Source organism: Stenotrophomonas sp. SY1 (assembly GCF_021202945.1).
Lineage (GTDB): Bacteria > Pseudomonadota > Gammaproteobacteria > Xanthomonadales > Xanthomonadaceae > Stenotrophomonas.
Window position 1 is genome coordinate 1,044,339 of the sequence record NZ_JAJOYR010000001.1, and the last position, 25,599, is coordinate 1,069,937.

24 protein-coding genes and 1 other RNA gene are annotated in these 25,599 nt (G+C 66.1%); 20 read left to right on the forward strand and 5 right to left on the reverse strand.

Annotated elements, in window-relative coordinates; translation table 11 throughout:
• Positions 1–64 precede the first annotated feature (64 nt).
• The 4 genes from LR961_RS04135 (at position 65) to LR961_RS04150 (ending at position 2,609) form a co-directional block, all read left to right on the forward strand.
• Complete coding sequence (locus LR961_RS04135; RefSeq protein ID WP_232147180.1) at positions 65–502, forward strand: roadblock/LC7 domain-containing protein; 438 nt, start codon at positions 65–67, stop codon at positions 500–502.
• A gap of 164 nt (positions 503–666) precedes the next feature.
• The gene (locus LR961_RS04140) at positions 667–1,029 is read left to right on the forward strand and encodes a roadblock/LC7 domain-containing protein (RefSeq protein WP_232147181.1); all 363 of its coding nucleotides are present in this window, start codon (positions 667–669) and stop codon (positions 1,027–1,029) included.
• 141 nt (positions 1,030–1,170) lie between these two features.
• Positions 1,171–2,058: a hypothetical protein gene (locus LR961_RS04145; protein ID WP_232147182.1), complete on the forward strand. Its 888-nt coding sequence runs from the start codon at positions 1,171–1,173 to the stop codon at positions 2,056–2,058.
• Positions 2,055–2,609 (forward strand): GTPase, encoded by a 555-nt coding sequence (locus tag LR961_RS04150; RefSeq protein WP_332311030.1) that lies wholly within the window; start codon positions 2,055–2,057, stop codon positions 2,607–2,609. Before LR961_RS04145 ends, LR961_RS04150 begins: the two co-directional genes overlap by 4 nt.
• A gap of 202 nt (positions 2,610–2,811) precedes the next feature.
• Here LR961_RS04150 and LR961_RS04155 read toward each other — a convergent pair whose 3' ends face one another.
• Genes LR961_RS04155 through LR961_RS04170 form a run of 4 tightly spaced genes read right to left on the reverse strand, consistent with a single transcriptional unit; the run spans position 2,812 to position 6,818 of the window.
• Complete coding sequence (locus LR961_RS04155) at positions 2,812–4,188, reverse strand: FAD-linked oxidase C-terminal domain-containing protein (protein WP_232147184.1); 1,377 nt, start codon at positions 4,186–4,188, stop codon at positions 2,812–2,814.
• Positions 4,185–4,727, reverse strand: a complete 543-nt coding sequence (locus tag LR961_RS04160) for a metal-dependent hydrolase (protein WP_232147185.1) — start codon at positions 4,725–4,727, stop codon at positions 4,185–4,187. Before LR961_RS04160 ends, LR961_RS04155 begins: the two co-directional genes overlap by 4 nt.
• Positions 4,727–5,104 (reverse strand): YraN family protein, encoded by a 378-nt coding sequence (locus tag LR961_RS04165; RefSeq protein WP_232147186.1) that lies wholly within the window; start codon positions 5,102–5,104, stop codon positions 4,727–4,729. The genes LR961_RS04160 and LR961_RS04165 overlap by 1 nt, the downstream gene beginning before the upstream one ends.
• Positions 5,094–6,818 (reverse strand): penicillin-binding protein activator, encoded by a 1,725-nt coding sequence (locus LR961_RS04170; protein WP_232147187.1) that lies wholly within the window; start codon positions 6,816–6,818, stop codon positions 5,094–5,096. Before LR961_RS04170 ends, LR961_RS04165 begins: the two co-directional genes overlap by 11 nt.
• A gap of 78 nt (positions 6,819–6,896) precedes the next feature.
• On the opposite strand from LR961_RS04170, the gene rsmI reads away from it, so the two are divergent.
• From rsmI to rnpB, 3 genes are all read left to right on the forward strand, one after another.
• On the forward strand, positions 6,897–7,724 hold the full coding sequence (gene rsmI, locus LR961_RS04175; RefSeq protein ID WP_232147188.1) for a 16S rRNA (cytidine(1402)-2'-O)-methyltransferase: 828 nt from the start codon (positions 6,897–6,899) through the stop codon (positions 7,722–7,724).
• Positions 7,725–7,798: 74 nt separating this feature from the next.
• Positions 7,799–8,662, forward strand: coding sequence for an alpha/beta hydrolase (locus LR961_RS04180; RefSeq protein WP_232147189.1), 864 nt, complete (start codon positions 7,799–7,801; stop codon positions 8,660–8,662).
• Positions 8,663–8,719: 57 nt separating this feature from the next.
• Positions 8,720–9,071: RNase P RNA component class A (rnpB, locus tag LR961_RS04185), an RNA gene on the forward strand.
• Positions 9,072–9,422: 351 nt separating this feature from the next.
• Here the strand turns inward: rnpB and LR961_RS04190 are convergent.
• Positions 9,423–10,193 (reverse strand): NRDE family protein, encoded by a 771-nt coding sequence (locus LR961_RS04190; RefSeq protein ID WP_232149189.1) that lies wholly within the window; start codon positions 10,191–10,193, stop codon positions 9,423–9,425.
• 329 nt (positions 10,194–10,522) lie between these two features.
• On the opposite strand from LR961_RS04190, the gene mraZ reads away from it, so the two are divergent.
• The 13 genes from mraZ to ftsZ all read left to right on the forward strand — a co-directional run bounded on the left by mraZ (position 10,523) and on the right by ftsZ (position 25,400).
• Positions 10,523–10,969, forward strand: a complete 447-nt coding sequence (gene mraZ, locus LR961_RS04195) for a division/cell wall cluster transcriptional repressor MraZ (protein ID WP_282266355.1) — start codon at positions 10,523–10,525, stop codon at positions 10,967–10,969.
• 14 nt (positions 10,970–10,983) lie between these two features.
• Positions 10,984–11,952, forward strand: coding sequence for a 16S rRNA (cytosine(1402)-N(4))-methyltransferase RsmH (gene rsmH, locus LR961_RS04200; RefSeq protein WP_232147190.1), 969 nt, complete (start codon positions 10,984–10,986; stop codon positions 11,950–11,952).
• A complete protein-coding gene (ftsL, locus tag LR961_RS04205; protein ID WP_232147191.1) occupies positions 11,949–12,212 on the forward strand; it encodes a cell division protein FtsL in 264 nt (87 codons plus the stop codon). Before rsmH ends, ftsL begins: the two co-directional genes overlap by 4 nt.
• The gene (locus LR961_RS04210) at positions 12,209–14,077 is read left to right on the forward strand and encodes a penicillin-binding protein 2 (protein ID WP_232147192.1); all 1,869 of its coding nucleotides are present in this window, start codon (positions 12,209–12,211) and stop codon (positions 14,075–14,077) included. Before ftsL ends, LR961_RS04210 begins: the two co-directional genes overlap by 4 nt.
• Positions 14,074–15,564, forward strand: a complete 1,491-nt coding sequence (locus LR961_RS04215) for a UDP-N-acetylmuramoyl-L-alanyl-D-glutamate--2,6-diaminopimelate ligase (protein WP_232147193.1) — start codon at positions 14,074–14,076, stop codon at positions 15,562–15,564. Before LR961_RS04210 ends, LR961_RS04215 begins: the two co-directional genes overlap by 4 nt.
• Positions 15,561–16,943, forward strand: a complete 1,383-nt coding sequence (gene murF / locus LR961_RS04220; RefSeq protein ID WP_232147194.1) for a UDP-N-acetylmuramoyl-tripeptide--D-alanyl-D-alanine ligase — start codon at positions 15,561–15,563, stop codon at positions 16,941–16,943. Before LR961_RS04215 ends, murF begins: the two co-directional genes overlap by 4 nt.
• The gene (gene mraY / locus LR961_RS04225; protein WP_232147195.1) at positions 16,933–18,018 is read left to right on the forward strand and encodes a phospho-N-acetylmuramoyl-pentapeptide-transferase; all 1,086 of its coding nucleotides are present in this window, start codon (positions 16,933–16,935) and stop codon (positions 18,016–18,018) included. The genes murF and mraY overlap by 11 nt, the downstream gene beginning before the upstream one ends.
• Positions 18,018–19,328 carry a putative lipid II flippase FtsW gene (gene ftsW / locus LR961_RS04230; protein WP_232147196.1) on the forward strand — a complete coding sequence of 437 codons (1,311 nt, stop codon included), beginning with the start codon at positions 18,018–18,020 and terminating at the stop codon, positions 19,326–19,328. The genes mraY and ftsW overlap by 1 nt, the downstream gene beginning before the upstream one ends.
• The gene (gene murG / locus LR961_RS04235) at positions 19,328–20,419 is read left to right on the forward strand and encodes an undecaprenyldiphospho-muramoylpentapeptide beta-N-acetylglucosaminyltransferase (protein WP_232147197.1); all 1,092 of its coding nucleotides are present in this window, start codon (positions 19,328–19,330) and stop codon (positions 20,417–20,419) included. The genes ftsW and murG overlap by 1 nt, the downstream gene beginning before the upstream one ends.
• A gap of 43 nt (positions 20,420–20,462) precedes the next feature.
• Positions 20,463–21,899 (forward strand): UDP-N-acetylmuramate--L-alanine ligase, encoded by a 1,437-nt coding sequence (murC, locus tag LR961_RS04240; RefSeq protein WP_232147198.1) that lies wholly within the window; start codon positions 20,463–20,465, stop codon positions 21,897–21,899.
• A gap of 91 nt (positions 21,900–21,990) precedes the next feature.
• On the forward strand, positions 21,991–22,719 hold the full coding sequence (locus tag LR961_RS04245; RefSeq protein WP_232147199.1) for a cell division protein FtsQ/DivIB: 729 nt from the start codon (positions 21,991–21,993) through the stop codon (positions 22,717–22,719).
• The gene (ftsA, locus tag LR961_RS04250; RefSeq protein WP_057633401.1) at positions 22,716–23,951 is read left to right on the forward strand and encodes a cell division protein FtsA; all 1,236 of its coding nucleotides are present in this window, start codon (positions 22,716–22,718) and stop codon (positions 23,949–23,951) included. Before LR961_RS04245 ends, ftsA begins: the two co-directional genes overlap by 4 nt.
• Positions 23,952–24,170: 219 nt before the next feature.
• Positions 24,171–25,400 carry a cell division protein FtsZ gene (ftsZ, locus tag LR961_RS04255; protein WP_232149192.1) on the forward strand — a complete coding sequence of 410 codons (1,230 nt, stop codon included), beginning with the start codon at positions 24,171–24,173 and terminating at the stop codon, positions 25,398–25,400.
• The last annotated feature ends 199 nt before the right edge of the window (positions 25,401–25,599 follow it).

The window sequence follows — 25,599 nt, forward strand, 5'->3', positions numbered from 1 at the left end:
TGATCTGTGTCGCGTTTTAGTACGCGCGTTTGTATTGCGCCACGCGGCAGCAAACAGGGGGTTAGTGGTGGAATCGGCAACGCTGGAAAAAGTGAGGGCCAAGGCTGGGGATGCCAGCCTGCCTTCGCTGGCTGCGGACAACCCGGCGCTGGAAGCGCAGCTGGACGCGGTGATTGGGGTCAATGTAGGAATTTCCATGCTGCTGGTGTCCACCGGGGATGGTCGTGCCGTCGCTTTCCGTGCCCAGAGCAAGCTCGATCCCCGACGCCTGTCGGCAATGAGCAATTCCTTTCTCACGTTGGGCGAAACGCTTTCGCGTGAGCTGGGCCTGAGCACCGCCGATTACGTGACCATGTCTACTTCCCAAGGCAGCATGGTGCTGGTGCGCGTGGCAGGTGACCGGCCCTACACGCTGGCGGCGCTGGGCCATTCCGATGCTTCGCTTGCAATCGTGCTGTATGCGGCTCGTGACGCGGCCGCACGCATCAAATCTCTGTTGTAACCACCTGCTGTAAAGCACCTGCATTACGGGTTGTCCGGGGGAGCCGGATGGCCGGCTCGGCCCGGGTCGAGTTGACCGGTTTGAGCACGCAACAGAACGGCCGGCCCTGCCTCTGGCAAGCCTGCGCATCCTGACAAGACAACAACCGTTACATGGAGAAAAACATGGCTGGAAACGTCAAGCTGGAGAAGTTGAACGAGATCGCAGGTTTCGTGGGCGCCGCGCTGGTGGACAGCGACAGCGGCATGGCGCTGGGCATGCTGGGTGGTGGCCCGGTCAATCTGGAAGTGGCCGCAGCCGGCAACACCGAAGTGGTGCGCGCCAAGCGTCGTGTTGCCGCTTCGCTGGGCCTGACCGACAGCATCGAAGACATCCTGATCACCCTGACCCGCCAGTACCACCTGATCCGTCCGCTGGAAAGCAATCCGGATCTGTTCCTGTACGTGGTGCTGGACCGTGCTCGCGCCAACCTCGCGCTGGCACGCCACGAGCTCAAGTCGTTCGAGCAGACGTTGGATTTCAAGTAATCGATGTCCGTGCTGCCGCTCCGCAGGGGGCGGCAGCGCGATCGATGAGTTGCCGAGCCAGGCTTGACCGACGCAATGAGTGACCACTCCAGAAGGATTTCAACCGCCGTGATCGGATGCCACGGTCTGGATGTCCTACACATGATGCGGTTGAAGGTCGCCAGTTCGTTGTTGATGGCCGAGTACATCCAGGCTGAAGTACAGGCCTGGCAGCAGCAGCCGGTGGATCTGCTGGTGGCTTCCCTGGATGATGCGCAGGGGCAGGTGCTGCTGCACGAAGCGCGGCAGAAGGGCCTGCCGGTGCTGGCGATCACGCGCAAGCCGCTGTCGGCGCTATCGATGCCAGGCATCGCACATGGCGCCAGTGTCCGTGAAATGTTCCAGCGACTGCGGGAGCTGCTGCTGGCCGACGTTGTCGGTGAAGTGCCGTTCCGTCCGCGCACCTTGTTTCATAGCTTGGGCGATGTTCCCGGCAAGCCCTGTCTGCTGCACATGGGGCTGGTGAAATTGCTGGTCGATGCCGGGCGTGAACAGGTGATCGTGCTGCGCGACATTCCTTATGAAAACTGCTTGAAAGCCGCCGTCGAAGCGGGCTGGACGCTTGCCGTGATCGATGCCGACACGCTGCAGCAGAGCCAGGCCGATGCGGTCGGCAGGCATCCCTTCGAAGATTTCTGCTGGCGTGCGGCGGCATTGGCGGACGAGCCGCTGCTGGCGCAGGACCTGGAACGGCCCTGCCAATTGCGCGCGTGGCCGGAAGTGGAAACCGGCAGGTTGCCGGTGCAATGGCTGCTGCCGATGGCGGCGATGACGATCCGCCCATGGCGGCCGGCCGAACTGGCGCTTGCCACCGGTGCCGCGCAGGAGGACATTGCTCGTATCATGGCCGCGGCAGCCTGTACCGGCCTGCTTGATGGCAGTAGCACCCCGGTCGCCCATGCGCGCACTGCGGCGGGTACGGTGTCCGGTTTCTTCTCGCGTATCGCCAAGCGATTCGGGCTCAACTTCTCCAATGGGCTTCAGGTCTGACGGATATGGCAACCAAGCTGGTTTTTGTCGGTGAAATGGGCGCGGGCAAGACGACCGCGATCCGCGCGATCTCGGACATGGAGCCGATCAGCACCGAAATGCCGATCAGCGATGAGGCCGCGCTGGAAGCGCTGGACGGCAAATCGCACACCACCGTGGCGCTGGATTACAGCTCCATTGAGCTGGGTGATGGCGAGCTGCTGCACGTCTATGGCGTGCCTGGGCAGGCGTACCTGGACTTCATGTGGCCGATCGTGGCCGAAGGCGCCATCGGCGTGATCGTACTCGTGAGCGCACTCAACCCGCGCGCGCTGCCAAGTACGTTGACGTTGCTGGAGCAGTTCCGCGCGCTGGCACCGGAAGCGTGTTTTGCCGTCGGCGTGACCTGCCAGGACCGCCAGCCGGATTTCCACTTCGGCCAGTTCCGCGACGCACTTGCGCAGGGCGGTTATCGACTGCCGGTGATGTGGGTGGACGCACGCGAGTCGGTGCAGGTGGATTTTCTGGTCAAGGCGCTGCTGTCGTGCCGCTACGCTGAGGCGGTGGCGTAAGGCCTGGTTGTCGTGGGAGCAGCACGCGTCCTCGCAGGAGCGGCGTAAGCGGCGAAGCCGGCAACGTCGAAGGCATGGGAACTCCTGCAATTGCAGGTTTCCTGATGTCGGATGCAGCTTCAGCTTCGCGACTCACCTCGCTCCTGCAACGATCGGATGCAAGCCTGGCTTCGCGGCTTGCGCGCAGGTGCCCGATAACGCTCTACAGCGGCAGCACCTTGCCCGGATTGAGGATGCCGTCCGGGTCCAGCGCCTGCTTGATCGCACGCATCGTCGTCAGCGTGCTTGCGGAGAATGCCTGCGCCATGAAGTCGCGCTTGGCCAGGCCGATGCCATGTTCGCCGGACAACGTCCCGCCCAGTTGCAGGGTCAGTGCGAACACCTTGGGCAAGGCTGCATGCGCACGTGCGTTCTCGCCGGCATCGTCCGGGTGGTACAGGATGTTGACGTGCAGGTTGCCATTGCCGGCGTGGCCGAAGGTGACAATCGGCAGGTCGGCTTCGGCCGAGAGGCGCTGCACGCCCTCCACCAGTTCCGGAATGCGTGACACCGGCACCACCACGTCTTCATTGATCTTGCCCGGCGCAATGCTCTTCAGCGCGGGTGACAGCGCACGTCGCGCCGCCCACAACCTGTCGCGCGCACTACCGTCGGTGGCCACATCCAGCGCCAGCATGCCGTCGCCTTCTGCGGCCTGCGCGAGTGCGTTGAGCAGATAGGGCAGGGTGTCGTCGTCGCCGTCGGCTTCGATCAGCAACATCGCGCCGGCATCGGGGACCTGTGCGCCATTGCGGCGCAGCAGCTCCAGGCTGCGTGCATCCATGAACTCGAGCATGGTCGGTGTGACCGGTTGCGCCATCACCCGTGACACGGCCGCCGCTGCGGCATCCGCATCGCGGTACAGCACACGCAGGCCGGCTTGCGCGCGTGGTCGCGGCGCGAGCTTGAGCGTGGCTTCCACGATCAATGCCAGCGTGCCCTCGCTGCCGACGATCAGGTGGGTGAGGTCGTAACCGGTGGCGTCCTTGGTATACGCGCCGCCGCACTGGATCAGTTCGCCGGTGCCGGTTACCGCCACCAGCCCGAGTACGTTGTCGCGGCTGGTGCCGTACTTCACCGCGCGTGGGCCGCCCGCATTGCAGGCCAGGTTGCCGCCGATGCTGCAGATGTCGGCGCTGGACGGGTCCGGCGGCCAGAACAGACCGTGCGGCATAAGCGCCTGCTGCAGGTCGCCATTGAGTACGCCCGGTTCGACCACCGCGCAGCGGTCGCCGGCGCGGATTTCCAGAATGCGGTTCATGTGTGCGAAGGACAGCACCACGCCGCCAGCGGTGGGCACCGCCGCGCCGGTGGTGCCGGTGCCGGCGCCACGCCCGACCAACGGCACGCCGTGTTCGCGGCATGCCCGCACGATGGCCTGCACCTGCGCGCGGTCGCGTGGCATCGCCACGCCCTGCGGCAAGGCGTGGCGCCAGGAGTTGTCCTGCGCGTGTGCTTCCAGCGCGGCGGCATCGCTGCGCCAATCATCGCCAAGCAACTGCGTCAGGGTCTGGACGAAGGCATCGGGCAAGGGGTTCATGGGTTTCGGGCATCAACAGGTGCGCGTTGCTGGATCAAGCGCCAGCCGATCACGCAGGACAACAGGGGCAGCCACACCCAGCGCAGTTCCGATACGACGGTCTGCATGCCTCGCGCGCTGAAGAAATTGTTGGCGAACGGTGAAACACGGATTGGTCGCCATGGTGCGAACAGCCGCACATCGCTCCATGGCCACCACAGCGCCACGCCAAGGCCGCCAGAGGTGAGTGCATCAAGCAGCGGGTGTGACAGTGCGCATACGAACACGAACGTGCCGGCCTGCGCGCGGCTGGCCCGTAGTGCCGGCGCGATCAGCGCGGCGAAGATGCCGAGCAATGCGGCGAACAGCAACGAGTGGCTCGCGCCGCGATGGCCGAACGCATCGGCGTAGGGAATGTGCAGGGCGAAGGCCAGCACATCGGCATCGGGCAGCATGGCGGCGAGGACGCCGGCGCCCAGCAACCGGGGCGAGATCCGCCCGCGCTCGCTGGCGCACCACAGCGCCAATGGGACTGCCGCATGGGTGAAGACGCTGGGCATCAGCAGTCGTCGGCGCGGAAGGCGTCGCGCAGCCAGTGCAGGCGCGGTGGTTCACCGCTGGCCTCGACCACGTCGAAACGACACGGTGCCTGCGCAAGCCTGGCGTTGCCGGCCAGATACAGCTGCGCGGCATGCACCAGCTTGCGGCGTTTGCCTGCGTCCACCGAGGCGATGCCGCCGCCGAATGCTCCCGAGCGCCGGTAGCGGACTTCGACAAACACCACGGTGTTGGCCGAGGCCGTGTCGAGCATCACCAGGTCCAGCTCGCCACCGCGATAGCGCACGTTACCGGCCAGCCAGCGCAGGCCGGCCTGCTCCAGGTGCGCGCGTGCGGCAGCTTCCACCGCTGCACCGCGCGCAGCCCGGTCAGTTGCCATCACCGATCGGCGTGGGGCGGCCACCACTGAAGGTGGACCATGCCGGCGTGCGCAGCACATTGCCGAAGCCGTCCAGGTGCAGGGTGCCGGTGGCACCGTTGAGGCCGCCGCTGGTCGCGTTGGCCAGCTTCTCCATGTACGCGGTGATCTTCCACGCATCGAAGCCGAAGGCGAACAGTCGCGCCGCACCGCCGCGTGCGGTGGGCAGGGTGGTGGCCAGGGTACCGGCCGACGGCAGGCCGGCAACGCCGCGCGTGGTCCACGCTTCGCTCGGGAACACGATGCCGTCCAGCGGCAGGTCTTCTTCGGCCTTGCCGACACCGGACATCAACTGCGAGGTGCCCACGCGGCTCACCGCAGACAGGCCGGCCAGCGCCAGCTGCGGCGCCAGCATGCGCGCCTGGTTGCCCTTGACCGCCAGGAACACCGCATCCACGCCGCTTGCCTGTTGCAGCTGCGGGCCGATGTCGCTGAGCGTTTCGCCGACGTTGATGGTGTTGGCGACCTTGCCGCCGCGCTCGGCGAAGCGTTCCTTGAACGCGGCGCTGGCCCGGCGCCCGGCATCGTCATTGCTGGCGATCACCAGCACGTTGCCGCGCTCGCGACCAAGCAGGTACTCGGCGGCCATGATGCCGTCGTCTTCCGGCGCCAGCGAGAAGCCGGCGCTGCCCGGCGGCGGGGTGTCCTTGCCGCGGTTCAGTGCCAGCAACGGCACCGGCAGCTGCTGGCGATGGAACAGCGCATCCACTTCGTCGCGGCCCAGCGGCCCGACGATGAAATCCACGCCCGAGCTGACTGCCTTGTCGTAAGCGGCATTGGCACCTGCTGCGGTGCCGAGGGTGTCGATGAAGTCGATCTGCGGACGGCGGCGGGTTTCGCCGTAATAGCCGGCCAGCAGGCCGTCGCGTACCGGTGCAGCCGCCGTGGCCATCGCGCCACTGAGCGGCAGCAGCACGGCCATCTTCACCGGCGGGCGGTAGCCATCGGCATCGGCCGGCGGACGCTTGTTGGTATCCAGCTGCCACGCGGCATCACGGTCGAACGGGCGCGGCAGCGGCAGGCCACGGGCGATCAGCGCGCGACCGGCGTAGTTGTACAGCGGCTCGCCTACCGGCAGCGCGGCAGCGCGACTGCTCAGGGTGGTGTCATCCAGCCCGGCCAGCAGGCGGGTGATGGCCCGTTGGTTCTCGGTACGTCCGTTGTTGCCCTGCAGGACGATGGCGCGGGCGCGATCGGTGGCGGCGCCGAAGGCATCGCCGGTCGCTTCCAGTGCCTGTGCGCGGGCCAGGTGCCAGCGGGCCTGCAACGGAGCGGACAACTGGTCGCCACGCTGGCCAAGGATCTGCAATACGGCGGCCGGCTGTTTGTCGGCCAAGGCCAGTTCGGCCTGCAGCAGCGCAAAGCGCTGGCTGGTGGCGCCGGACAGCTGACGCGGCTGCACCTGCGCCATCAGCATGCGCGCGCGTGCCTGGTCACCGGCTTCGTGCCAGGCGAAGGCGGCATCGGCCAGCAGCGACGTCTTGCCAGCGCCACGTGCAAGGGCGGCCTCGGCCTCAAGCTGCTGCGCGGCCTCGCGCGGCTTGCCCTGTTCGAGCAGGGCGATGGCGGCCTGCTGGGCGGGCGAGGTGGTCGGTGCGAGGCTGGTGGTGGCACAGCCCACGAACAGCAGCATCGACAGTGACAGGGCGGTGATCCGGGCGACTGGCTTGTTCATTTAAGGTCCGTTCGACAGGGCGCGGCGGTGCCGGGCGGGGGAAACGGTAGGATTCTACCCTTGCCTATGGAAATCCCAATGATCAGTCCCGCTTCCGCCACCTTGTATGTCGTTGCCACGCCCATCGGCAACCTTGCCGACCTGAGCCCGCGTGCGCAGGAAATACTGCGGTCGGTTGCGGCGATCTGCGCCGAGGACACGCGCCATACCGGCCAGTTGCTGTCGCATTTCGGAATCAGCAAGCCGCTGGTGGCGCTGCATGACCATAACGAGGAAGCGATGGCCCAGCGTGTGGTGTCGCGGTTGCTGGCCGGCGAGTCGCTGGCGGTGGTCAGCGACGCCGGCACGCCGCTGGTCAGTGACCCGGGTTTCCGCCTGGTGCGTGCCGCGCGCGCGGCCGGGGTCAAGGTCAGCCCGATACCGGGCGCCTGTGCGGCGATTGCGGCGTTGAGCGTGGCAGGGTTGCCGAGTGACCGCTTCGTGTTTGAAGGTTTTCTGCCGGCAAAGGCATCGGCCCGACGCGAGCGGCTGCAACGGCTGGCCAGTGAGGCCGGCACGCTGGTGTTCTACGAATCCTCGCACCGCATTGCCGAGTCACTGGCCGACATGGCCGGTGCGTTCGGCAACGAGCGTCCGGCGGTGGTCGCGCGTGAGCTGACCAAGTTGTTCGAGACCGTGCTCGACGGCACGCTGGAGCAGCTGCTGGCCAAGGTGCAGGCCGACGACAACCAGCGCAAGGGTGAGTTCGTGGTGATGGTGCAGGGCGCCGCCGACGACGAAGAAGGCAAGATCGCCGAAGGCCGCCGGCTGTACGCCAAGCTCAATGAGCACCTGCCACCATCCACTGCGGCCAAGCTTGCGGCCGAACTGAGTGGCGCGCCCAGGAAGGCCTTGTACGGGCAGTGAGCATGCAGTGGTAGCGGGGCTACCGCTGCGCAGGGCAAACGCGCGAGTGGGTTGGACAGCGAGAAGGAGCGTGCATGAACGTTCGTTTTTTTGTGATTGTCCTGCTGTTTGCCATCTGCCCGGCTGGATGGGGGCAGGGTAAGCAGGCGCCGCCGCCCGATGTGCAGACCATTGATGGAGGCGCCGGGCAGCCATTGCCATTGCTGCTGTATGCGCCGGCGGAGACGGCAGCGCGGCCGTCAGCGGCAATCGTGTTGTTTCATGGCGGTGGCTGGACGGTTGGCCAGGCGCGCTGGATGGAGGCGGCCGCACGGTTGATGGCGAACGCAGGAATGCTCGCCGTATCGGTGGAGTACCGGTTGGCCGATCAGGCAGGCGTGACGCCTTTCGACAGCGTTGCCGATGCGCGTGCGGCACTGCGCTGGGTACGGCACAACGCTGCGCGGCTTGGCATTGACCCGCAACGGATTGCTGCCGGTGGGGTATCGGCAGGGGGACATCTGGCAGCTGCTGCTGCCGTGTTTGACGAACCGTTTGGTGATGTCGTGTCGGCACGCCCGGATGCGCTGGTGCTCTGGTCGCCTGCCGTGGCGGTTGCCGGGGATGGTTGGTTCGGCAAACTCACCGGCGGCACCGCGCGTGCGGCTGCATTGTCGCCGGATCTGCATGTTCGCCCCGGATTGCCGCCGACAGTGCTGCTGCAGGGAGAGCAGGACAGCGTTACGCCGGCCGGTGGTGCAGAGCGCTTCTGCAGTCGCATGCGTGTGTCGGGCAACCGGTGTGAACTGACGGTTTATCCGGGCGTGGGGCATCTGTTCACACGCAACCTGCAACAGCAGGAGAAGCCTGATTACGCAGCCATCGACATGAAGATCGACGCCGATGCAGATCAGGTTGCACTGGCCTTCCTGCGTGATCTGGGTTTTGCTGCGAGGTGAATCCCACATGTGAAAGTGGTCCGCCGCCGCATTGGAACATGCGACAATGCGCGCGGCGGAGTCGGCCAGGCAGTCGCGTCATTCCTTCGGGAATGCCGAGGAAAGTCCGGGCTCCACAGGGCAAGGTGCCAGGTAACGCCTGGGCGGCGCGAGCCGACGGAAAGTGCAACAGAAAGATACCGCCTACGTCTCTTTCGAGAGGCCGGTAAGGGTGAAATGGTGCGGTAAGAGCGCACCGCGAGTCTGGCAACAGACCGGTACGGCAAACCCCACCTGGAGCAAGACCAAATAGGGACCTAATGACGTGGCCCGCGTCGGGTCCGGGTAGGTTGCTTGAGCGTCACGGTGACGTGGCGCCTAGAGGAATGACTGTCCACGACAGAACCCGGCTTATCGGCCGGCTCCGCCGCTTTTTCCCGCCTGCCAGGCGGGAAAAAGCCCCACAGTTTCGCAGGGCGAAACTGTGGGCCCCGGGCCTCTGGCCTTCCAGATCCCCCGCCTGTCGGCGCGCCCCTTTACTAAAGGGGCTTGGCTTCCGTTGGGATTGCTGGGCTCGCTTCGCATCGCTTTCAGCACCATGTGAAGCTGGTTTGCCTTGAGCCCTTCTCCTGCTTGCGGAGTGATTGCATGTACTGGTGAGCCGTCGGCTCACGTGCGCACTGTGGTGGGTTGGGGTGCGAGGTGCGTTAGGGCGTTTTTCTGCATTTGGACGGGGTTTCATCCCCGCCCACGAACGAATGGTTGTTGCGTGTCCGCTTTCTCACTCCCCGTTGTGGGGAATTTCGACTCTGGTTTCCCCCAGGAAAACGCCTTCCGGGCCGAAGCGTCGTTCGTGGATGAAGCCCTGTCCTTCATGGTCGATGGCGATCACCGTGCTGGCGCGGGTGCCGTAATCGGTGCCACGAATGAACGCGCTGGAAAGCCGGCGCTCCAGTTCCAGTGGAATGCCGGTATGTGGCAATGCCTCATCCGGCGGCCGGCTTTCGTCGGCCAACGCCTGCCAGATCCCATCGAGAGTGATTTCGTCCCGAGCCAGCCACTGCTCCAGCGCCTGCATCAGTCGGCGGGTCTTCGGCCACGGTGCGTCGAGCGTGCCGTTGGACATGCCGTGGATGCCGGGCGGCAGGCGAAGGTGCAGGGCCGGGTGGTTGCCGAGGAAGCAGCAGTGCTCGGCATCGGCGACCAGCAGGTTGAACGGGGCGAATTCACTGGCCCGGTTGGCCAGCGCATCGACATAAGTGGTCGCGTCCTGGGTACCGCCCAGATAGCCGGCAATCAGTTCGCCGCGCGACGGCCCGCCGCTGGGTGCGGTCGGGTCACGCACGTTGGTGACCACCGCGGCATGTCCGAGCGTGTTGACGCCCATCCAGCTGCCGCCCGAGCGCAGATCACGCCCGGCAATGACCCCTGCGAGCGGGGCGGGCCAGCGTTGCAGGGGCGCAGTGGGACGGGCGTGGAACTCGTCGCGGTTGCCGGCCATGAACAAGCGCCAGCGCGGATGGCATTTCCAGGCAAAGGTGACCAGGCACATGTAGGAAGTGTGCCGGTTTGCGCACTTGTCGGCCATGTCCACCTGAATGGCAATGTAGTTGCCAGTGACTTTTCACATCCCCTCTACGCTGCTGAATTTCAAAGAAATCTCAAAATTTGAGACGAAACAGCAACTTGTGGATAAACCTTGAACAACTCTCTAAAGATTGCTGCAAGCCCTTGATGCGAATGACGATTTTGCGTGCGGAAAGTTGTTGACAACCCTAGGCTCGCTGCTAAGGTGGGCATCAGAGGGAAAACCGGGTTTTTTGTGGTTTTTCGTGGTTCAATGACTTTCCATACGCAATCCAGACAAACGGGTGCATTCGGGTGTTTCAGGGTGAGACGGCCATCACGGTTGACGACAAGGGACGCATGGCGGTGCCCACCGCCTACCGCGACCTTGTCGCGCGTGCCAGCGGCAACCGTCTTGTCCTGACCTACAACCCGTTCGAGGCCGGTTGCCTGTGGTTGTACTCAGAGCAGGAGTGGGAACGGGTGCGGGATGATGTGATGGCCAAGCCCAATACCCAGCGCGTGGTGCGCACCCTGCAACAGAAACTTGTCGGCTCCGCTGCCCATCTGGAACTGGATGGCAACGGCCGCATCAGCCTTCCGTCCAGCCATCGCAGCGCGGTGGGCATAGAGAAGAAGGCGGTATTGATGGGAATGGGTGACAAGTTCGAACTGTGGAGCGAGCAAGCGCATCGCGCACTGATCCAGCAGACGTTGTCTGATGAGGATCTGGGCGATGGGCTGCTCGACCTGAAGTTGTGAGCCGGGGTGCCCGGGTGCGCGGTCAAGCGCAAGCCGGTCACCCTCCGGTGTCACAGCCGCCGGCGGCTCACCTGCCGGTGCTGTACACCCAGGTCCTGCAGGGCCTGAGGGTGATCGAAGATGGTACGTATCTGGATGGCACGTTCGGTCGCGGCGGTCACGCCGGCGGCGTGCTGCGCCAGCTGGGTCCGAATGGCCGTCTGCTGGTGATGGACAAGGACCCCGAAGCCATTGCCGTGGCCGAGCGCGATTTCGCGCCCGATGGCCGCGTGTCGATCTATCGCGGCAGCTTTGCCGACCTGTTGAACTGGAACGAGACCGCCGCCGGCCTTGATGGCGTGCTGTTCGATCTGGGTGTGTCTTCGCCGCAATTGGATGTGGCCGAGCGTGGTTTCAGCTTCGGCAAGGACGGTCCGCTGGACATGCGCATGGACCCGGATTCGGGTGAGAGCGCGGCGCAGTGGATCAACCGCGTCGAGGACCGTGAGATCGCCGACGTGCTGTGGACCTACGGCGAAGAACGCCAGAGCCGTCGCATCGCGCGTGCCATCGTTGCCCGTCGTGCGACCCAGCCGTTCACCCGTACCGCTGAACTGGCGGAGGTGATCGCTTCGGTGATGCCGCGTGGCAAGGACAAGATCCATCCGGCCACGCGCAGCTTCCAGGCCATCCGCATCCACATCAACCGTGAGCTGTCCGACCTCGAAGCCGGACTGGACGCGGCGATGGCGCGGCTCAAGCCCGGCGGGCGGTTGGCGGTGATCAGCTTCCATTCGCTGGAAGACCGCATCGTCAAGCAGTTCATGAACCGTCATGCCAAAGCGCCGCCGACCAACCGTCGTCTACCCGAAGCCAGCGTGTTCGTACCGACGCTGGATCTGATCGGCGGAGCCATCAAGGCCGAAGAAGACGAGCTGGCGGTGAATCCGCGCTCGCGCAGCGCGGTGCTGCGCGTGGCTGAAAAACGTGAGGTGGCTCAATGAGCCGCCTGCTGCTGATCGTGCTGTTGGCCTGCACCATCGCTTCGGCGATCGGTGTGGTGTTCATGCGCCATCGCCATCGGCAGCTGTTCGTCGAGTTGTCGCGTCTGGAGTACGCGCGCGACGAACTGAACATCGAGTTTGGTCGTCTGCAGCTGGAGCAGGCCACGCTGGCCCAGGCCACGCGCGTGGACCAGGAAGCGCGCGGCCGGTTGGGGATGAAGTTCCCCGAAGCGGCTGACATCGTGGTGATCCGGCCATGACCCAACCCGGCCGCAATCGCAACCGCACCCAGTTCAACCTGCGCAACCGCCTGCTGATGGTGGGCGTGGGTCTTGGCCTGTGCGCGGTCACGCTGGTGGGCAGTGCGGCCTACGTGCAGTTGATCAACAGCGATTTCTACCAGCGCCAGGGCGAAGCGCGTTACCTGCGCGAAGTGCCGATCCCGACCTCGCGCGGCATGATCACCGACCGCAATGGCGAGCCGGTGGCGGTGTCCACGCCGGTGGCGTCGATCTGGGTCAACCCGCAGGAACTGCTGCGCGCGCCCGAGCGTATTCCGGAACTGGCGCAGGCGCTGGGCCTGCCGGCGGACGAAGTGACCGCCAAGCTGACCCAGAAGGCCGACAAGGAATTCATGTACCTGCGCCGCCGGATGAATCCGGACGTGGCCGAGCAGGTGGTCGCATTGAAGATCCCGGGCGTGTTCTCGCAGCGCGAGTTCCGTCGCTATTACCCGCAGGGTGAAGCGATGGCGCACGTGCTGGGCTTCACCAACATCGACGATCTTGGCCAGGAAGGGCTGGAGCTGGCCTTCGACGATTGGTTGCGTGGCAAAGCCGGTGCCAAGAAGGTGATCCGCGACCGCAAGGGCGCGATCGTGGAGAGCATCGACCTGGTGCGTCCTGCCGAGCCGGGCAAGGACCTGACCCTGAGCATCGATCGCCGCATCCAGTTCTTGGCCATGCGCGAGCTGCGCAATGCGGTCACCACCAACAAGGCGGCCGGCGGTTCGATCGTGATCATGGACGTGGCCACCGGCGAGGTGATGGCGATGGCCAACCTGCCGACCTACAACCCGAATTCCGTCAGCGGCGCCACCCCGGACACCCGTCGCAACCGCGCGGTGACCGATCTGGTCGAGCCGGGCTCGACGATGAAGCCGCTGACCATCGCCACGGCGTTGCAGAACCACGTGGTGACCCCGGATACGGTGATCGACACCAATCCGGGCTACCTGTCGCTCGGCCGCTACACCATCCGCGATGTGCCGCGTAACAACGGCGTACTCAATGTCACCGGCGTGATCACCCGCAGCTCGAACATTGGCGCGGCCAAGATCGTGGCGCGTATTCCGGACCAGACCTTCTACAACACCGTGCGTGCCTTTGGTTACGGTGTGGCACCGCAAAGCGGTTTCCCTGGCGAGTCGTCGGGCGTGGTGCCATCGCCGGGCAGCCCCGGTTGGTACGGCACCACCAAGACCACCATGTCCTACGGTTACGGCCTGGCGGTGACGCCGCTGCAGATCGCACAGGCGTACTCGGCGCTGGCCAATGGTGGTCAGGTGATCCAGCCGACCTTCGTCAAGGGCCAGCGCAACGAAGCGCGGCAGGTGCTGGACCCGGGCGTGGCCCAGGAAGTGGTGCGGATGATGGAAACGGTGGTCACCAACGGCGGCGCCAAGCAGGCGGCGATCCTGGGTTACCACGTGGCCGGCAAGACCGGCACCGCCCGCAAGAACGGCCCCAACGGTTACGAGCGCGGCCACTACAACCTGCTGTTTGCCGGCGTGGTGCCGGCCACCAACCCGCGCTACGCCGCGGTGATCGTGGTCAACGACCCGCGGGGCAGCCTGCAGTACGGCGGCCAGGTCTCGGCGCCGGTGTTCCATCACGTGATGGAAGGCACGCTGCGCCTGATGGATGTGCCGCCGGACGACATCCAGTCGTGGCTGGCCGCGCAGGCGGCGGGCAAGGTCGGTGGCAAGCCGGGCAGCAACCAGGCGCCGCTGCCGATTCCGCAGGATGCCGCCGAATCCCCGAACGTCGAAGCCGAGTTTGACGCCGCGTTGCCGACGGCCATTGCACCGACGGCTGCGCCCGCCACGACGGGGGTGCGCCAGTGAGCCGCAGCATGCCGCTGTCCACGCTGTTGCCTGAGCTGAACCTGCCGCACGACCCGCAGATCAGCGGGCTGGTGCTGGATTCGCGTTTCGTGCACCCGGGCGATGCCTTTGTGGCGATCGCCGGTTTCGGCGCGCATGGGCTGGGCTTTGTCGAACAGGCCAAGGCGGCTGGTGCCGCTGCGGTGTTGTTCGAGCCGCCGGCGCCTGTTGAACTGCCGGCGCCGGCCGATGCGATTGCGGTGCCGGGCCTGCGTGCGCGCATGGGCGTGATGGCCGACCAGTTCCACGGTCATCCGTCGCGCGCGATGACGATGGTTGGCGTCACCGGTACCAACGGCAAGACTTCGACCGTGCAGTTGCTGGGCCAGGCCTGGCACCTGCTGGGCATCGAAAGTGGCTCGATCGGCACGCTCGGCGTCGGCCTGTACGGCAACGTCGTGCCGACCGGCTTCACCACGCCGCTGGTGCTGCAGATGCATGAAGTGCTGGCGCAGCTGCGCGATGGCGGCGCCACCGCCGTGGCGATTGAAGTCAGCTCGCACGCGCTGGACCAGGGCCGCGTGGATGCCGTGCATTACGACGTGGCGGTGTTCACCAACCTCACCCGTGATCATCTGGATTACCACGGCGACATGGCCAGCTACGGCGCGGCCAAGGCTAGGCTGTTCCATCGTGCGGGCCTGAAGGCCGCGGCGATCAACCTGGACGACGCCTTCGGCCGCGAGCTGATCGGCACGCTGGCTACGGGCGTGAAAGCCATCGGCCTGAGCTCGACCGGACAGGCCGGCGCCAGTGTGCGTGCCGAGAACCTGGTGCTGGACGGGCAGGGCATCGGCTTCGAGCTGGTGATCGGTGATGCGCGCCGTGCGCTGCGTTCGCCGCTGTTGGGCCGCTTCAATGTCGACAACCTGCTGGCCGTGGCCGGCGCCTTGCATGGCCTGGGCCAGCCGGCAGACACCATCGCCGATGTGCTGGGCCAGCTGCAGCCGATCCGCGGCCGCATGAACCGCCTTGGCGGTCACGGCGAGCCGACCGTGGTCATCGATTACGCACATACCCCCGACGCACTGGAACAGGCGCTTCGCAGTCTGCATGGCCACCTCGATGGCCGGCTGCTGTGCGTGTTCGGTTGCGGTGGCGAGCGCGATACCGGCAAGCGTCCGCAGATGGCCGCCATTGCAGAGAAACTGGCCGACGTGGTGTTCGTCACCGACGACAATCCGCGCGGCGAAAACGGCGATGTGATCGTCGCCGACATCATGGCCGGCTTTGCCGATGCCTCCCGGGTCAACGTGCAGCGTGACCGTGCCCGCGCCATCGGCGCGGCCGTCGCGCAGGCAGGCCCCGGCGACATCGTGCTGGTCGCCGGCAAGGGCCATGAGCCCTATCAGGAGATTGCAGGTATCAAACATCCTTTCGATGACACCGACGTGGCATCGCGCGCGCTGCAGGCGCGTGCCGCCGCCGGCCAGGAGGTGCGTTCGTGAAGCGCACCCCGCTGTCGCTGATCGCGCATTGGGCCGGTGGTGAAATCCACGGCGATGACGTGACCATCGATGCTGTCAGCAATGACACCCGCACGCTGGTTGCCGGCAGCCTGTACGTGGCGCTGCGTGGCGAGCGTTTCGATGGGCATGACTTTGCCGCCAACGCCGCCGCACGCGGTGCCAGTGCGTTGCTGGTTGATACGCTGCAGCCGCTGGACGTGCCGCAGGTGGTGGTCGCCAACACCGAACTGGCGCTGGCCAGGATTGCCGCAGCGATGCAGCACGACCGCGCCACCCGCGTGTTCGCCATCACCGGCAGCAACGGCAAGACCAGCGTGAAGAACCTGCTGCTGGCGATCCTGCAACACGCTGCCGCGGTGCAGAGGCGGCATGTCTATGCCACGCCGGGCAACCGCAACAACGAGATCGGCCTGCCGTTGGCAGTGATCGATGCACCGGAAGATGCCGACTTCGCCATCTACGAGATGGGCACCGGCAAGCCGGGCGACATCGCCTACCTGACCGCCATCGCCGCACCGGATGTGGCCATCGTCAACAACGTTGCGCCGGCCCACCTGGAGCGCATGGGCAGCCTGCTGGAGATCGCCAACACCAAGGCGGCGGTCTACGACGACCTGCGCGAGGGCGGCGTGGCAGTAGTCAATGCCGACGATGCGTTCGCGCCGTACTTCGTCGCCCGCGCCGGCAACCACCGGGTGATTCGTTTTGGCCTGGAAGTGAGCGCCGACGTGACCGCAACCGGCATCGTGCTGGGCGAGACCGGTTCGCGCTTCAAGCTGCATGCGCCGCAGGGCGATGTGGACGCCGTCCTGCATCTGCCGGGGCGCCACAACGTGCTCAACGCATTGGCCGCCGCTGCCCAGGCACTGGCCGCCGGCATCGCCTTGCCGCTGGTGGTCGAAGGCCTGGCGCAGGCGCGTCCGGTGGCCGGTCGTCAGGTCGCACATGTGCTGGGTAACGGCGCGGTGCTGGTCGATGACAGCTACAACGCCAACCCCGGTTCGCTGGCCGCCGCGATCATCGCGCTGGCCGCAGGCAAGGAAGAAGGCTGGCTGGTGCTGGGTGACATGCGCGAACTCGGCCCCGATGCCGTGGCGTTGCATGCCCAGGCCGGGCAGCGCGCACGCGAGGCCGGCCTCAAGCGGCTGTACACGCTGGGGCCGCTGAGCGAAGCGGCATCAAAGGCATTCGGCGCGGGCGGGCGTCATTTCGACAGCCATGCCGCACTGGCCGCCGCGCTGGAAACCGAACTTCATGCTGGCGTGCGCTGCCTGGTCAAGGGCTCGCGCGGCAGCGCCATGGACAAGATCGTGACCACGCTGTTGCAGCGTGGCGAGGACACTACGCATGTTGCTTGAACTGGCCCGTTGGTTGCAGCAGCTGGACGACCTGTTCCGGCTGTTCAACTACATCACCTTCCGCGGCATCCTCGCGGCGCTGACCTCGCTGGGTCTGTCGCTGTGGCTGGGGCCGGCGGCGATCCGTCGCCTGGCCCAGCTCAAGGGTGGCCAGCCGATCCGCAAGGACGGCCCGCAGTCGCATTTCTCCAAGGCCGGCACGCCGACCATGGGCGGTGGCCTGATCCTGACCACCGTGCTGATCTCGGTGTTGCTGTGGGGTGACCTGCGCAACCGCTACGTGTGGCTGGTGCTGGCGGTGATGCTGTGCTTCGGTGCCATCGGCTGGTACGACGACTGGATCAAGATCGCCAAGCGTGATCCGAACGGCCTGAAGTCGCGCTGGAAGTACCTGTTGCAGTCGATCTTCGGCCTGGCCGCCGGCCTGTTCCTGTTCTACACGGCCGACGTGCCGGCAGCGCTGACCTTCTACATCCCGATGTTCAAGTCGATCGCGCTGCCGCTGGCCGGCATCAGCTTCGTGACCATCGCCTACTTCTGGATCGTCGGCTTCTCCAACGCGGTGAACCTGACCGATGGCCTGGACGGTCTGGCGATCATGCCCACGGTGATGGTCGCCTGTGCACTGGGCGTGTTCGCCTACGCCTCGGGCAATGCGGTGTTCTCCAGCTACCTGCAGATCCCGCAGGTTCCCGGCGCCGGTGAACTGGTCATCATCTGCGCGGCAATCGCCGGCGCGGGTCTTGGCTTCCTGTGGTTCAACACGTATCCGGCGATGGTGTTCATGGGCGACGTCGGCGCACTGGCGCTGGGCGCGGTGCTCGGCACCATCGCGGTGATCGTGCGCCAGGAACTGGTGCTGGTGATCATGGGCGGCGTGTTCGTGATCGAAACCCTGTCGGTGATGATCCAGGTGGCCTCGTTCAAGCTCACCGGCAAGCGCGTGTTCCGCATGGCCCCGATCCACCATCACTTCGAACTGAAGGGCTGGCCCGAGCCGCGCGTGATCGTGCGTTTCTGGATCATCTCGGTGGTGCTGGTGCTCATCGGTCTGGCAACCCTCAAGGTGCGCTGATGGACGACTACTCGCGTCAGGCAACCCGACTTGAAGCCATTGGCGGCAGCTATGACAAGTGGCTGCTGGGCGCCGCCGTGGCGCTGGCTTCGATCGGGATCGTGATGGTGGCTTCCAGCTCCATCGCGCTGACGCAGAGTCCGTTCTATTACCTCACCCGCCACCTGTTGTTCATCGGCGTTGGCCTGGTGCTGGCGATGGTGGTGATGCGGATCGAACTGCGCGATATCGAGAAGCGCAACCACATCCTGCTGCTGGCCTGCTTCGCCCTGCTGGTGGTGGTGTTCATCCCCGGCCTGGGCAGCAGCGTCAACGGCGCGCGGCGCTGGATCAACCTGGGTGTGTCCAAGTTCCAGACCGTGGAAGCGGTGAAGGTGCTGTACATCGTGTGGCTATCCAGCTACCTGGTGCGCTTCCGTGACGAGGTCAATGCCACCTGGCAGGCGATGCTCAAGCCGGTCGGCGTGGTCGGCGTGCTGGTCTGCCTGCTGCTGCTGCAGCCGGACTTCGGTTCCTCCACGCTGCTGCTGGGCATCACCACCTGCATGCTGGTGCTGGGCGGTGCGCAGATGAAGCGCATCCTGCTGCCGGCGCTGGTGATGGTGCTTGCGCTGGGCCTGCTGGTGTATTTCGAGCCGTACCGCATGCGCCGCATCACCTCGTTCTGGGACCCGTGGGAAGACCAGCTGGGTTCGGGCTACCAGTTGACCAATGCACTGATGGCCATTGGTCGCGGTGAGTGGACCGGCGTTGGCCTGGGCGCTTCGATCCAGAAGCTGAACTACCTGCCCGAATCGCATACCGACTTCATCTTCTCGGTCATGGCCGAGGAGCTGGGCTTCGTCGGCGTGTGCGTGATCGTCGCGCTGTACGCGTTGCTGGTCGGCCGTGCGCTGTGGCTGGGCATGCAGTGCATCGAGATGCGCCGCCACTTCGCCGGTTACATCGCCTTCGGCATCGCGCTGTGGATTGGCCTGCAGACCTTCGTTTCGATCGGCGTGAACCTGGGCATCCTGCCGACCAAGGGCCTGACCCTGCCGCTGATTTCCTCCGGCGGTTCAAGCGTGATGATGACCTGCGTGGCGATGGGCTTGCTGCTGCGCGTGTCCTACGAATACAACCGTGCGGTGCGCCGTCAGGAAGTGCGCGATGACATCGAGCCGCTGGCCGATGTCGCCGAGCGCGAGCCGGCCGCTGCGCCGGCTCCGGTGACCGCCACCGCCGTGGCCGCCGCTGCGCAGACCAGTTCCGCGCGCGGTACCAGCCGCATGCAACAGCGGGTCGAACCGACCTTCGGGAGGATCGCCTGATGGCCGCGACCAACGACAGCGCACGTCCGGTGATGATCATGGCCGGCGGTACCGGTGGCCATATCTTCCCGGGCCTGGCCGTGGCCAAGGTGCTGCGTGAGCGCGGCGTGCCGGTGGTGTGGCTCGGTGCCGAAGGCGCGATGGAAACCCGCCTGGTGCCGCAGCACGATATCGCCATCGATACGCTGGCAATCTCCGGCCTGCGCGGCAAGGGCAAGCTCGCCTTGCTGGCCGCACCGGTGCGGGTGATGCGGGCCATCCGCAGCGCCGGCTTCGTGATGCGCAAGCGTCAGCCGCGCGCGGTGATTGCCTTCGGTGGCTTTGCCTCCGGCCCGGGCGGCATGGCGGCGCGCTTCATGGGCCTGCCGCTGCTCGTGCACGAACAGAACCGCGCACCGGGCATGACCAACCGCATCCTGTCGCGCTTCGCACGCCGCCTGCTGACCGGTTTTCCGGGCAGCTTCGCCAACGGTCGCGAGGAAGCGGTAGGCAACCCGGTGCGTGCGGAGATTGCCGCGCTGGCAGCGCCGGAACAACGCCTGGCCGGTCGCAATGGCCCGATGCGGTTGCTGGTGCTGGGCGGCAGCCAGGGTGCGCGCGCATTGAACAACGGTGTACCGAAGGCGCTGGCTGCTTTGGGCGACAGCGTCGCCATTGATGTCTGGCACCAGTGCGGCGAGAAGCTGCACGAAGAGGCATTGCAGGCCTATCGCGATGCAGGTGTGTCGGGCCGCGTGGACGCCTTCATCAAGGACATGGCCGCTGCCTACGACTGGGCTGACCTGGTGGTGTGCCGCTCCGGCGCCTCCACCCTGGCCGAACTGTGCGCGGTGGGTATCGGCAGCGTGCTGGTGCCGTTTGCCGCCGCCGTGGACGACCACCAGACCCGCAATGCCGAATATCTGGTCGAGCGCGGTGCCGCCGAACTGCTGAAGCAGGACGACGCGCTGGCCACCAACCTGGAAGGCGTGCTGCGCGCGCTTGCCAACGATTCGGGCCGCCGCATGCAGATGGCGCAAGCCGCGCGTGCACTGGCCAAGGTCGATGCGGCCGAACGCATCGCAGACATCATTCTTGAGGAAGCAGCATGAACACGGCATCGCGCACCCGCGCCCGCCACACCGGAGGCCAGGCATGATCCGTCGCCTCCACGACACCACCGATCTGGTCCGCGCGTTCCCGCGCGTGCATTTTGTCGGCATCGGCGGCACCGGCATGAGCGGCATCGCCGAAGTGATGCTGACGCTGGGCTATGAAGTGTCCGGCTCGGACAACTCCGACAACGCCGCCACCCGTCGCCTGTCGCGACTGGGTGCGCGGGTGATGCGCGGCCACTCGGCGGCCAACGTGCTGGGCACCGATTGCGTGGTGGTCTCCAGCGCCATCCGCGAAGACAACCCGGAGTTGATGGAAGCACGCAGCCAGCGCATTCCGATCATGCCGCGCGCTGCGATGCTGGCCGAGCTGATGCGTTTCCGTCGCGGCATCGCCGTGGCCGGTACGCATGGCAAGACCACCACCACCTCGCTGACGGCCGCAGTGCTGAGCGAAGGCAACATGGACCCGACTTTCGTGATCGGCGGCCAGCTGCTCGCAGCCGGCGCCAATGCCAAGCTCGGTGGCGGTCAGTGGCTGGTGGCTGAAGCCGATGAAAGCGATGGCAGCTTCCTGCGCCTGAACCCGCTGGTGGCGGTGATCACCAACATCGACGCGGATCATCTGGAGAACTACGGCAACGATTTCGCCCGGGTCCAGGCCGCGTTCGCCGAATTCCTGCAGCGCCTGCCGTTCTACGGTCTGGCGGTGCTGTGCATCGATGACCCGGAAGTGGCCGCGCTGGCCGCCAAGACCCCGCGTCACGTGATGAGCTACGGCCTGAGCAGCAACGCCGATGTGCGCGCCGAGGACGTGGTACAGGATGGCCCGCGCATGCGCTTCACCCTGCGCCTGCCGGAAGGCAGCAGCGTGCCGGTGACGTTGGCGCTGCCGGGCAAGCACAACGTGCTCAATGCACTGGCCGCCGCGGCGGTGGGCTGGCAGCTCGGCGTCGCGCCGGAAGCCATCGCTTCGGCGCTGGAGAAGTTCGAGGGCGTCGGCCGCCGCTTCAACGACCTGGGCGTGGTCACCACGCACAAGGGCGCCAAGGTCCGCGTGATCGACGATTACGGTCACCACCCGCGTGAGCTGGAGGCCGTGTTTGCCGCCGCCCGTGGTGGCTGGCCGACGCAGCGTCTGGTGGTGGCGTTCCAGCCACACCGTTACAGCCGCACGCGTGATCAGTTCGATGCGTTCGCAGCGGTGCTGTCCGAAGTGGACGCACTGGTGTTGAGCGAGGTCTATCCGGCCGGCGAAGCGCCGATTCCGGGTGCTGATTCCAAGTCGCTGGCACGCGCCATCCGCGCACGCGGTCGCAGCGAGCCGGTGGTGGTGGGTCAGGCCGCCGACCTGGTGTCGGTGCTGCCGGACGTACTCCAGGACGGCGACCTGCTGTTGATGATGGGCGCCGGTGACATCGGTTACGTCGCCCAGCAGGTGGCGACCGAAGGCTTCACGGAGGCGAAGGGCGAATGAGCCAGCACGCATTCCCGTCGTTCCATGCCCGCGCCACCGCATCGCGGTCGGCGCTGCATGCGTGCGCGTGGAATGCCGGGGAGGGCATGCGATGAGCGCGGTACTGCGCATGCTGGCCTGGTTGCTCGCCATCGCGCTGGTCGCGTTGCCGGTGGTGGCTGTGCTCAACGGCTGGGTCGGCGCCGAGCGCTGGCCGCTGGCCAAGCTGCGCGTGCATGGCGAGTTCAAGCGCGTGCCGGCCGAGCAGCTGCAGAAGGCACTGCTCCCGTATGCCAAGGCCGGCTACTTCGCGGTCGAGCTGCAGGATGCCCAGCGCGCGGTCGAGAAGCTGGCCTGGGTAGAAAGTGCGCAGGTGCGCAAGAAGTGGCCGGACGTGCTGGAAGTTTCCATCGTCGAGCACAAGCCGTTCGCACGCTGGGGCGCGGACCGCCTGCTGTCCGAGCAGGGGCGCCTGTTCGCGCTGCCGCACGGACTGGAAGATGCGCCGCTGCCGCAGCTCGATGGGCCTGACGCCAAGACCAGCGAAGTGGTCGAGCTCTACAACGATTCGCGCGCCCTGTTCGCACCGGTCGGTGTGGACGTGCGCAAGGTGGCGATGGACGCGCGCGGCAGCTGGTCGCTGGCGCTGGACAATGGCACCGAGGTCATCGTCGGCCGCAATGACGCGCGCTCGCGCCTGTCGCGATTCGCACGGGTGCTGCCCCAGCTCACCCGTACCCAGGTGCCGATTGAACGCGCCGATCTCCGTTACACCAATGGTTTCACGCTGAGCTGGGGAACCCCGCCGCCGGCAACAAAGCAGACGCAGGACAGGACATGAATCGCAAGGGTGATAAATCGCTGATCGTCGGCCTCGATATCGGCACCTCCAAGGTGGTGGCGCTGGTAGGCGAGTACTCGCCGGGCAGCCCGATCGAAGTGATCGGCATCGGCTCGCATGAATCGCGCGGCCTCAAGCGCGGCGTGGTGGTGGACATCGAATCGACGGTGCAGTCGATCCAGCGCGCCATCGAGGAAGCCGAGCTGATGGCCGGTTGCGAGATCCGTTCGGTCTACGCCTCCATCTCCGGCAACCACGTGCAGTGCCGCAACTCGCAGGGCATCACCCCGATCCGCGAAGGCGAGGTCAGCTGGGGTGACTTGGACCGGGTGCTGGAAGCGGCCAAGGCCGTGGCCATCCCGGCCGACCAGAAGATCCTGCATGCCATCCCGCGCGAGTACGTGCTGGATGATTCGCAGGAAGGCATCCGCAACCCGGTCGGCATGACCGGCGTGCGCCTGGAGGTGCATGCGCACCTGGTGGTGTGCGCGCAGTCGGCTGCGGCCAACATCAGCAAGTGCGTGCAGCGCTGCGGCCTGCAGGTGGATGACCTGGTGCTGTCCTCGCTGGCCTCCAGCGTGGCGGTGCTCACCGCAGACGAGCGCGAGCTGGGCGTGGTGATGGTGGACATCGGCGCCGGCACCACCGACATCGCGGTGTTCGTGCAGGGCGCGATCTGCCACACCGCCTCGCTGCCGATCGCCGGTGACCACGTCACCAACGACATCGCGCACATGCTGCGCACGCCCACCCCGGAAGCCGAGCAGATCAAGGTGCGCTACGCCTGCGCGCTGGCGCAGCTGGCCACCGCCGAGGAAAGCATCCAGGTGCCGTCGGTGGGTGATCGCCCGCCGCGTCGCATGCCACGTCATTCGCTGGCGCAGGCGGTGCAGGGCCGTTACGAAGAAATCTTTGAAATGGTGCAGGCCGAACTGCGCCGTTCCGGCTTCGAGGAGATGGTCCGCGCCGGCATGGTGCTGACCGGTGGTGCATCGAAGATGGAAGGCGTGGTCGAGCTGGCCGAGGAAATGCTGCAGATGCCGGTGCGCGTGGGCATCCCGCAGCACGTCACCGGGCTGGGCGAAGTGGTCGGCAACCCGGTGCACGCCACCGGCGTGGGCCTGCTGCTGATGGGCAGCCAGATCGAACATCCGCGTCGTCCGTCGCTGCCCACCGGGCGCGCGGGCAGCATGTTCAACAAGTTGAAAAACTGGTTCCGTGGCGAGTTCTGATCACGGCATCGGTTCTTGGTAGTGCAGTTGTAGTGCAGTGGAGCAAGCAGTAGGGCAAGACGAAGTGCAGTAACGCAGTCATTGAAACAGGCAACAACGCCGCGAAGGGGCAACCCGGGGCGGTAAACCAACTAAAACTCGCCGGTGCGGGCAGGTGCAGACGGAGAAGGATTCTTCCCGAACACCCGATCCAATCACGGCAATAGAGAGGACATGGACATGGCGCATTTCGAACTGATTGAAAAGATGGCACCGAACGCGGTGATCAAGGTGGTTGGTGTTGGCGGTGGCGGCGGCAATGCCGTGGCACACATGGTCAACAGCAGCGTCGATGGCGTGGAATTCATCACCGCCAACACCGATTCGCAGGCCATCAAGAACTGCGGCGCCAAGCTGCAGCTGCAGCTGGGCACCAACGTAACCAAGGGTCTTGGCGCAGGCGCCAACCCGGAAGTCGGCCGCCAGGCCGCGCTGGAAGACCGCGAGCGCATCATGGACGCCCTGCAGGGTGCGGACATGGTGTTCATCACTGCCGGCATGGGCGGCGGCACCGGTACCGGCGCTGCGCCGGTGGTGGCACAGCTGGCCAAGGAAATGGGCATCCTGACCGTGGCCGTGGTCACCAAGCCGTTCCCGTTCGAGGGCCGTCGTCGCATGCAGGTCGCGCTGAAGGGCATCGAGGAGCTGAGTCAGCATGTCGACTCGCTGATCACCATCCCGAACGAGAAGCTGATCACCGTGCTCGGCCGCAACGCCACCATGGTGCAGGCCTTCCGTGCCGCCAACGACGTGCTGCAGGGCGCAGTGCAGGGCATCGCCGACCTGATCGTGCGTCCGGGCCTGATCAACGTCGACTTCGCCGACGTGCGCACCGTGATGTCGGAAATGGGCTTGGCCATGATGGGCACCGGCACCGCTCGCGGTGACGATCGCGCCCAGGCCGCCGCCGAAGCCGCCATCCAGAACCCGCTGCTGGACGACGTGAACCTGGCCGGTGCCAACGGCATCCTGGTCAACATCACCGCCGGCCCGGACTTCACCATGAGCGAGTTCGACGAAATCGGCCGCACCATCGAAGGCTTCTCCTCGGAAGACGCCACCGTTGTGGTCGGCACCGTGCTGGACCCGGACATGCAGGACGAAGTGCGCGTGACCGTCGTGGCCACCGGCCTGAACCGTGCAACCGCCAAGAACGCACAGCGTCCGGGCGAGCGCGCACCGATCAAGCTGGTCCGCAACGCCACCACTGGCCAGGCCGAGTTCGGCGAGTACGAAAGCCCGGCCGATGCCGTGGCCAAGGCCGTCGGCAACAGCCTGGGCATGGGCCTGCGTCGTCCGAGCGCCGATACCGCTGCCGCCTCGTCGGCATCGGCTTCGACCCCGGCCGCCGCCGAACTGCCGAGCGACTACCTGGACATCCCGGCGTTCCTGCGCCGCCAGGCAGACTGATCGGCCGGCTGGCCGTTCAGCCATGATCCCGCGTCCGCCACATTGGCGGCGTGGGTCGGGCTGGCACGCCAGCGGACCCAGGCAACACAACGTCAGGGCAGTCCACCCTGACGGGCAGCATCCATGTCCTTTGTCGCCGGGCCAGGACCGGCCCGGCGGCATTCTCGGTCCCACGCGACGGTTGCTTGCGCTGCCTGCG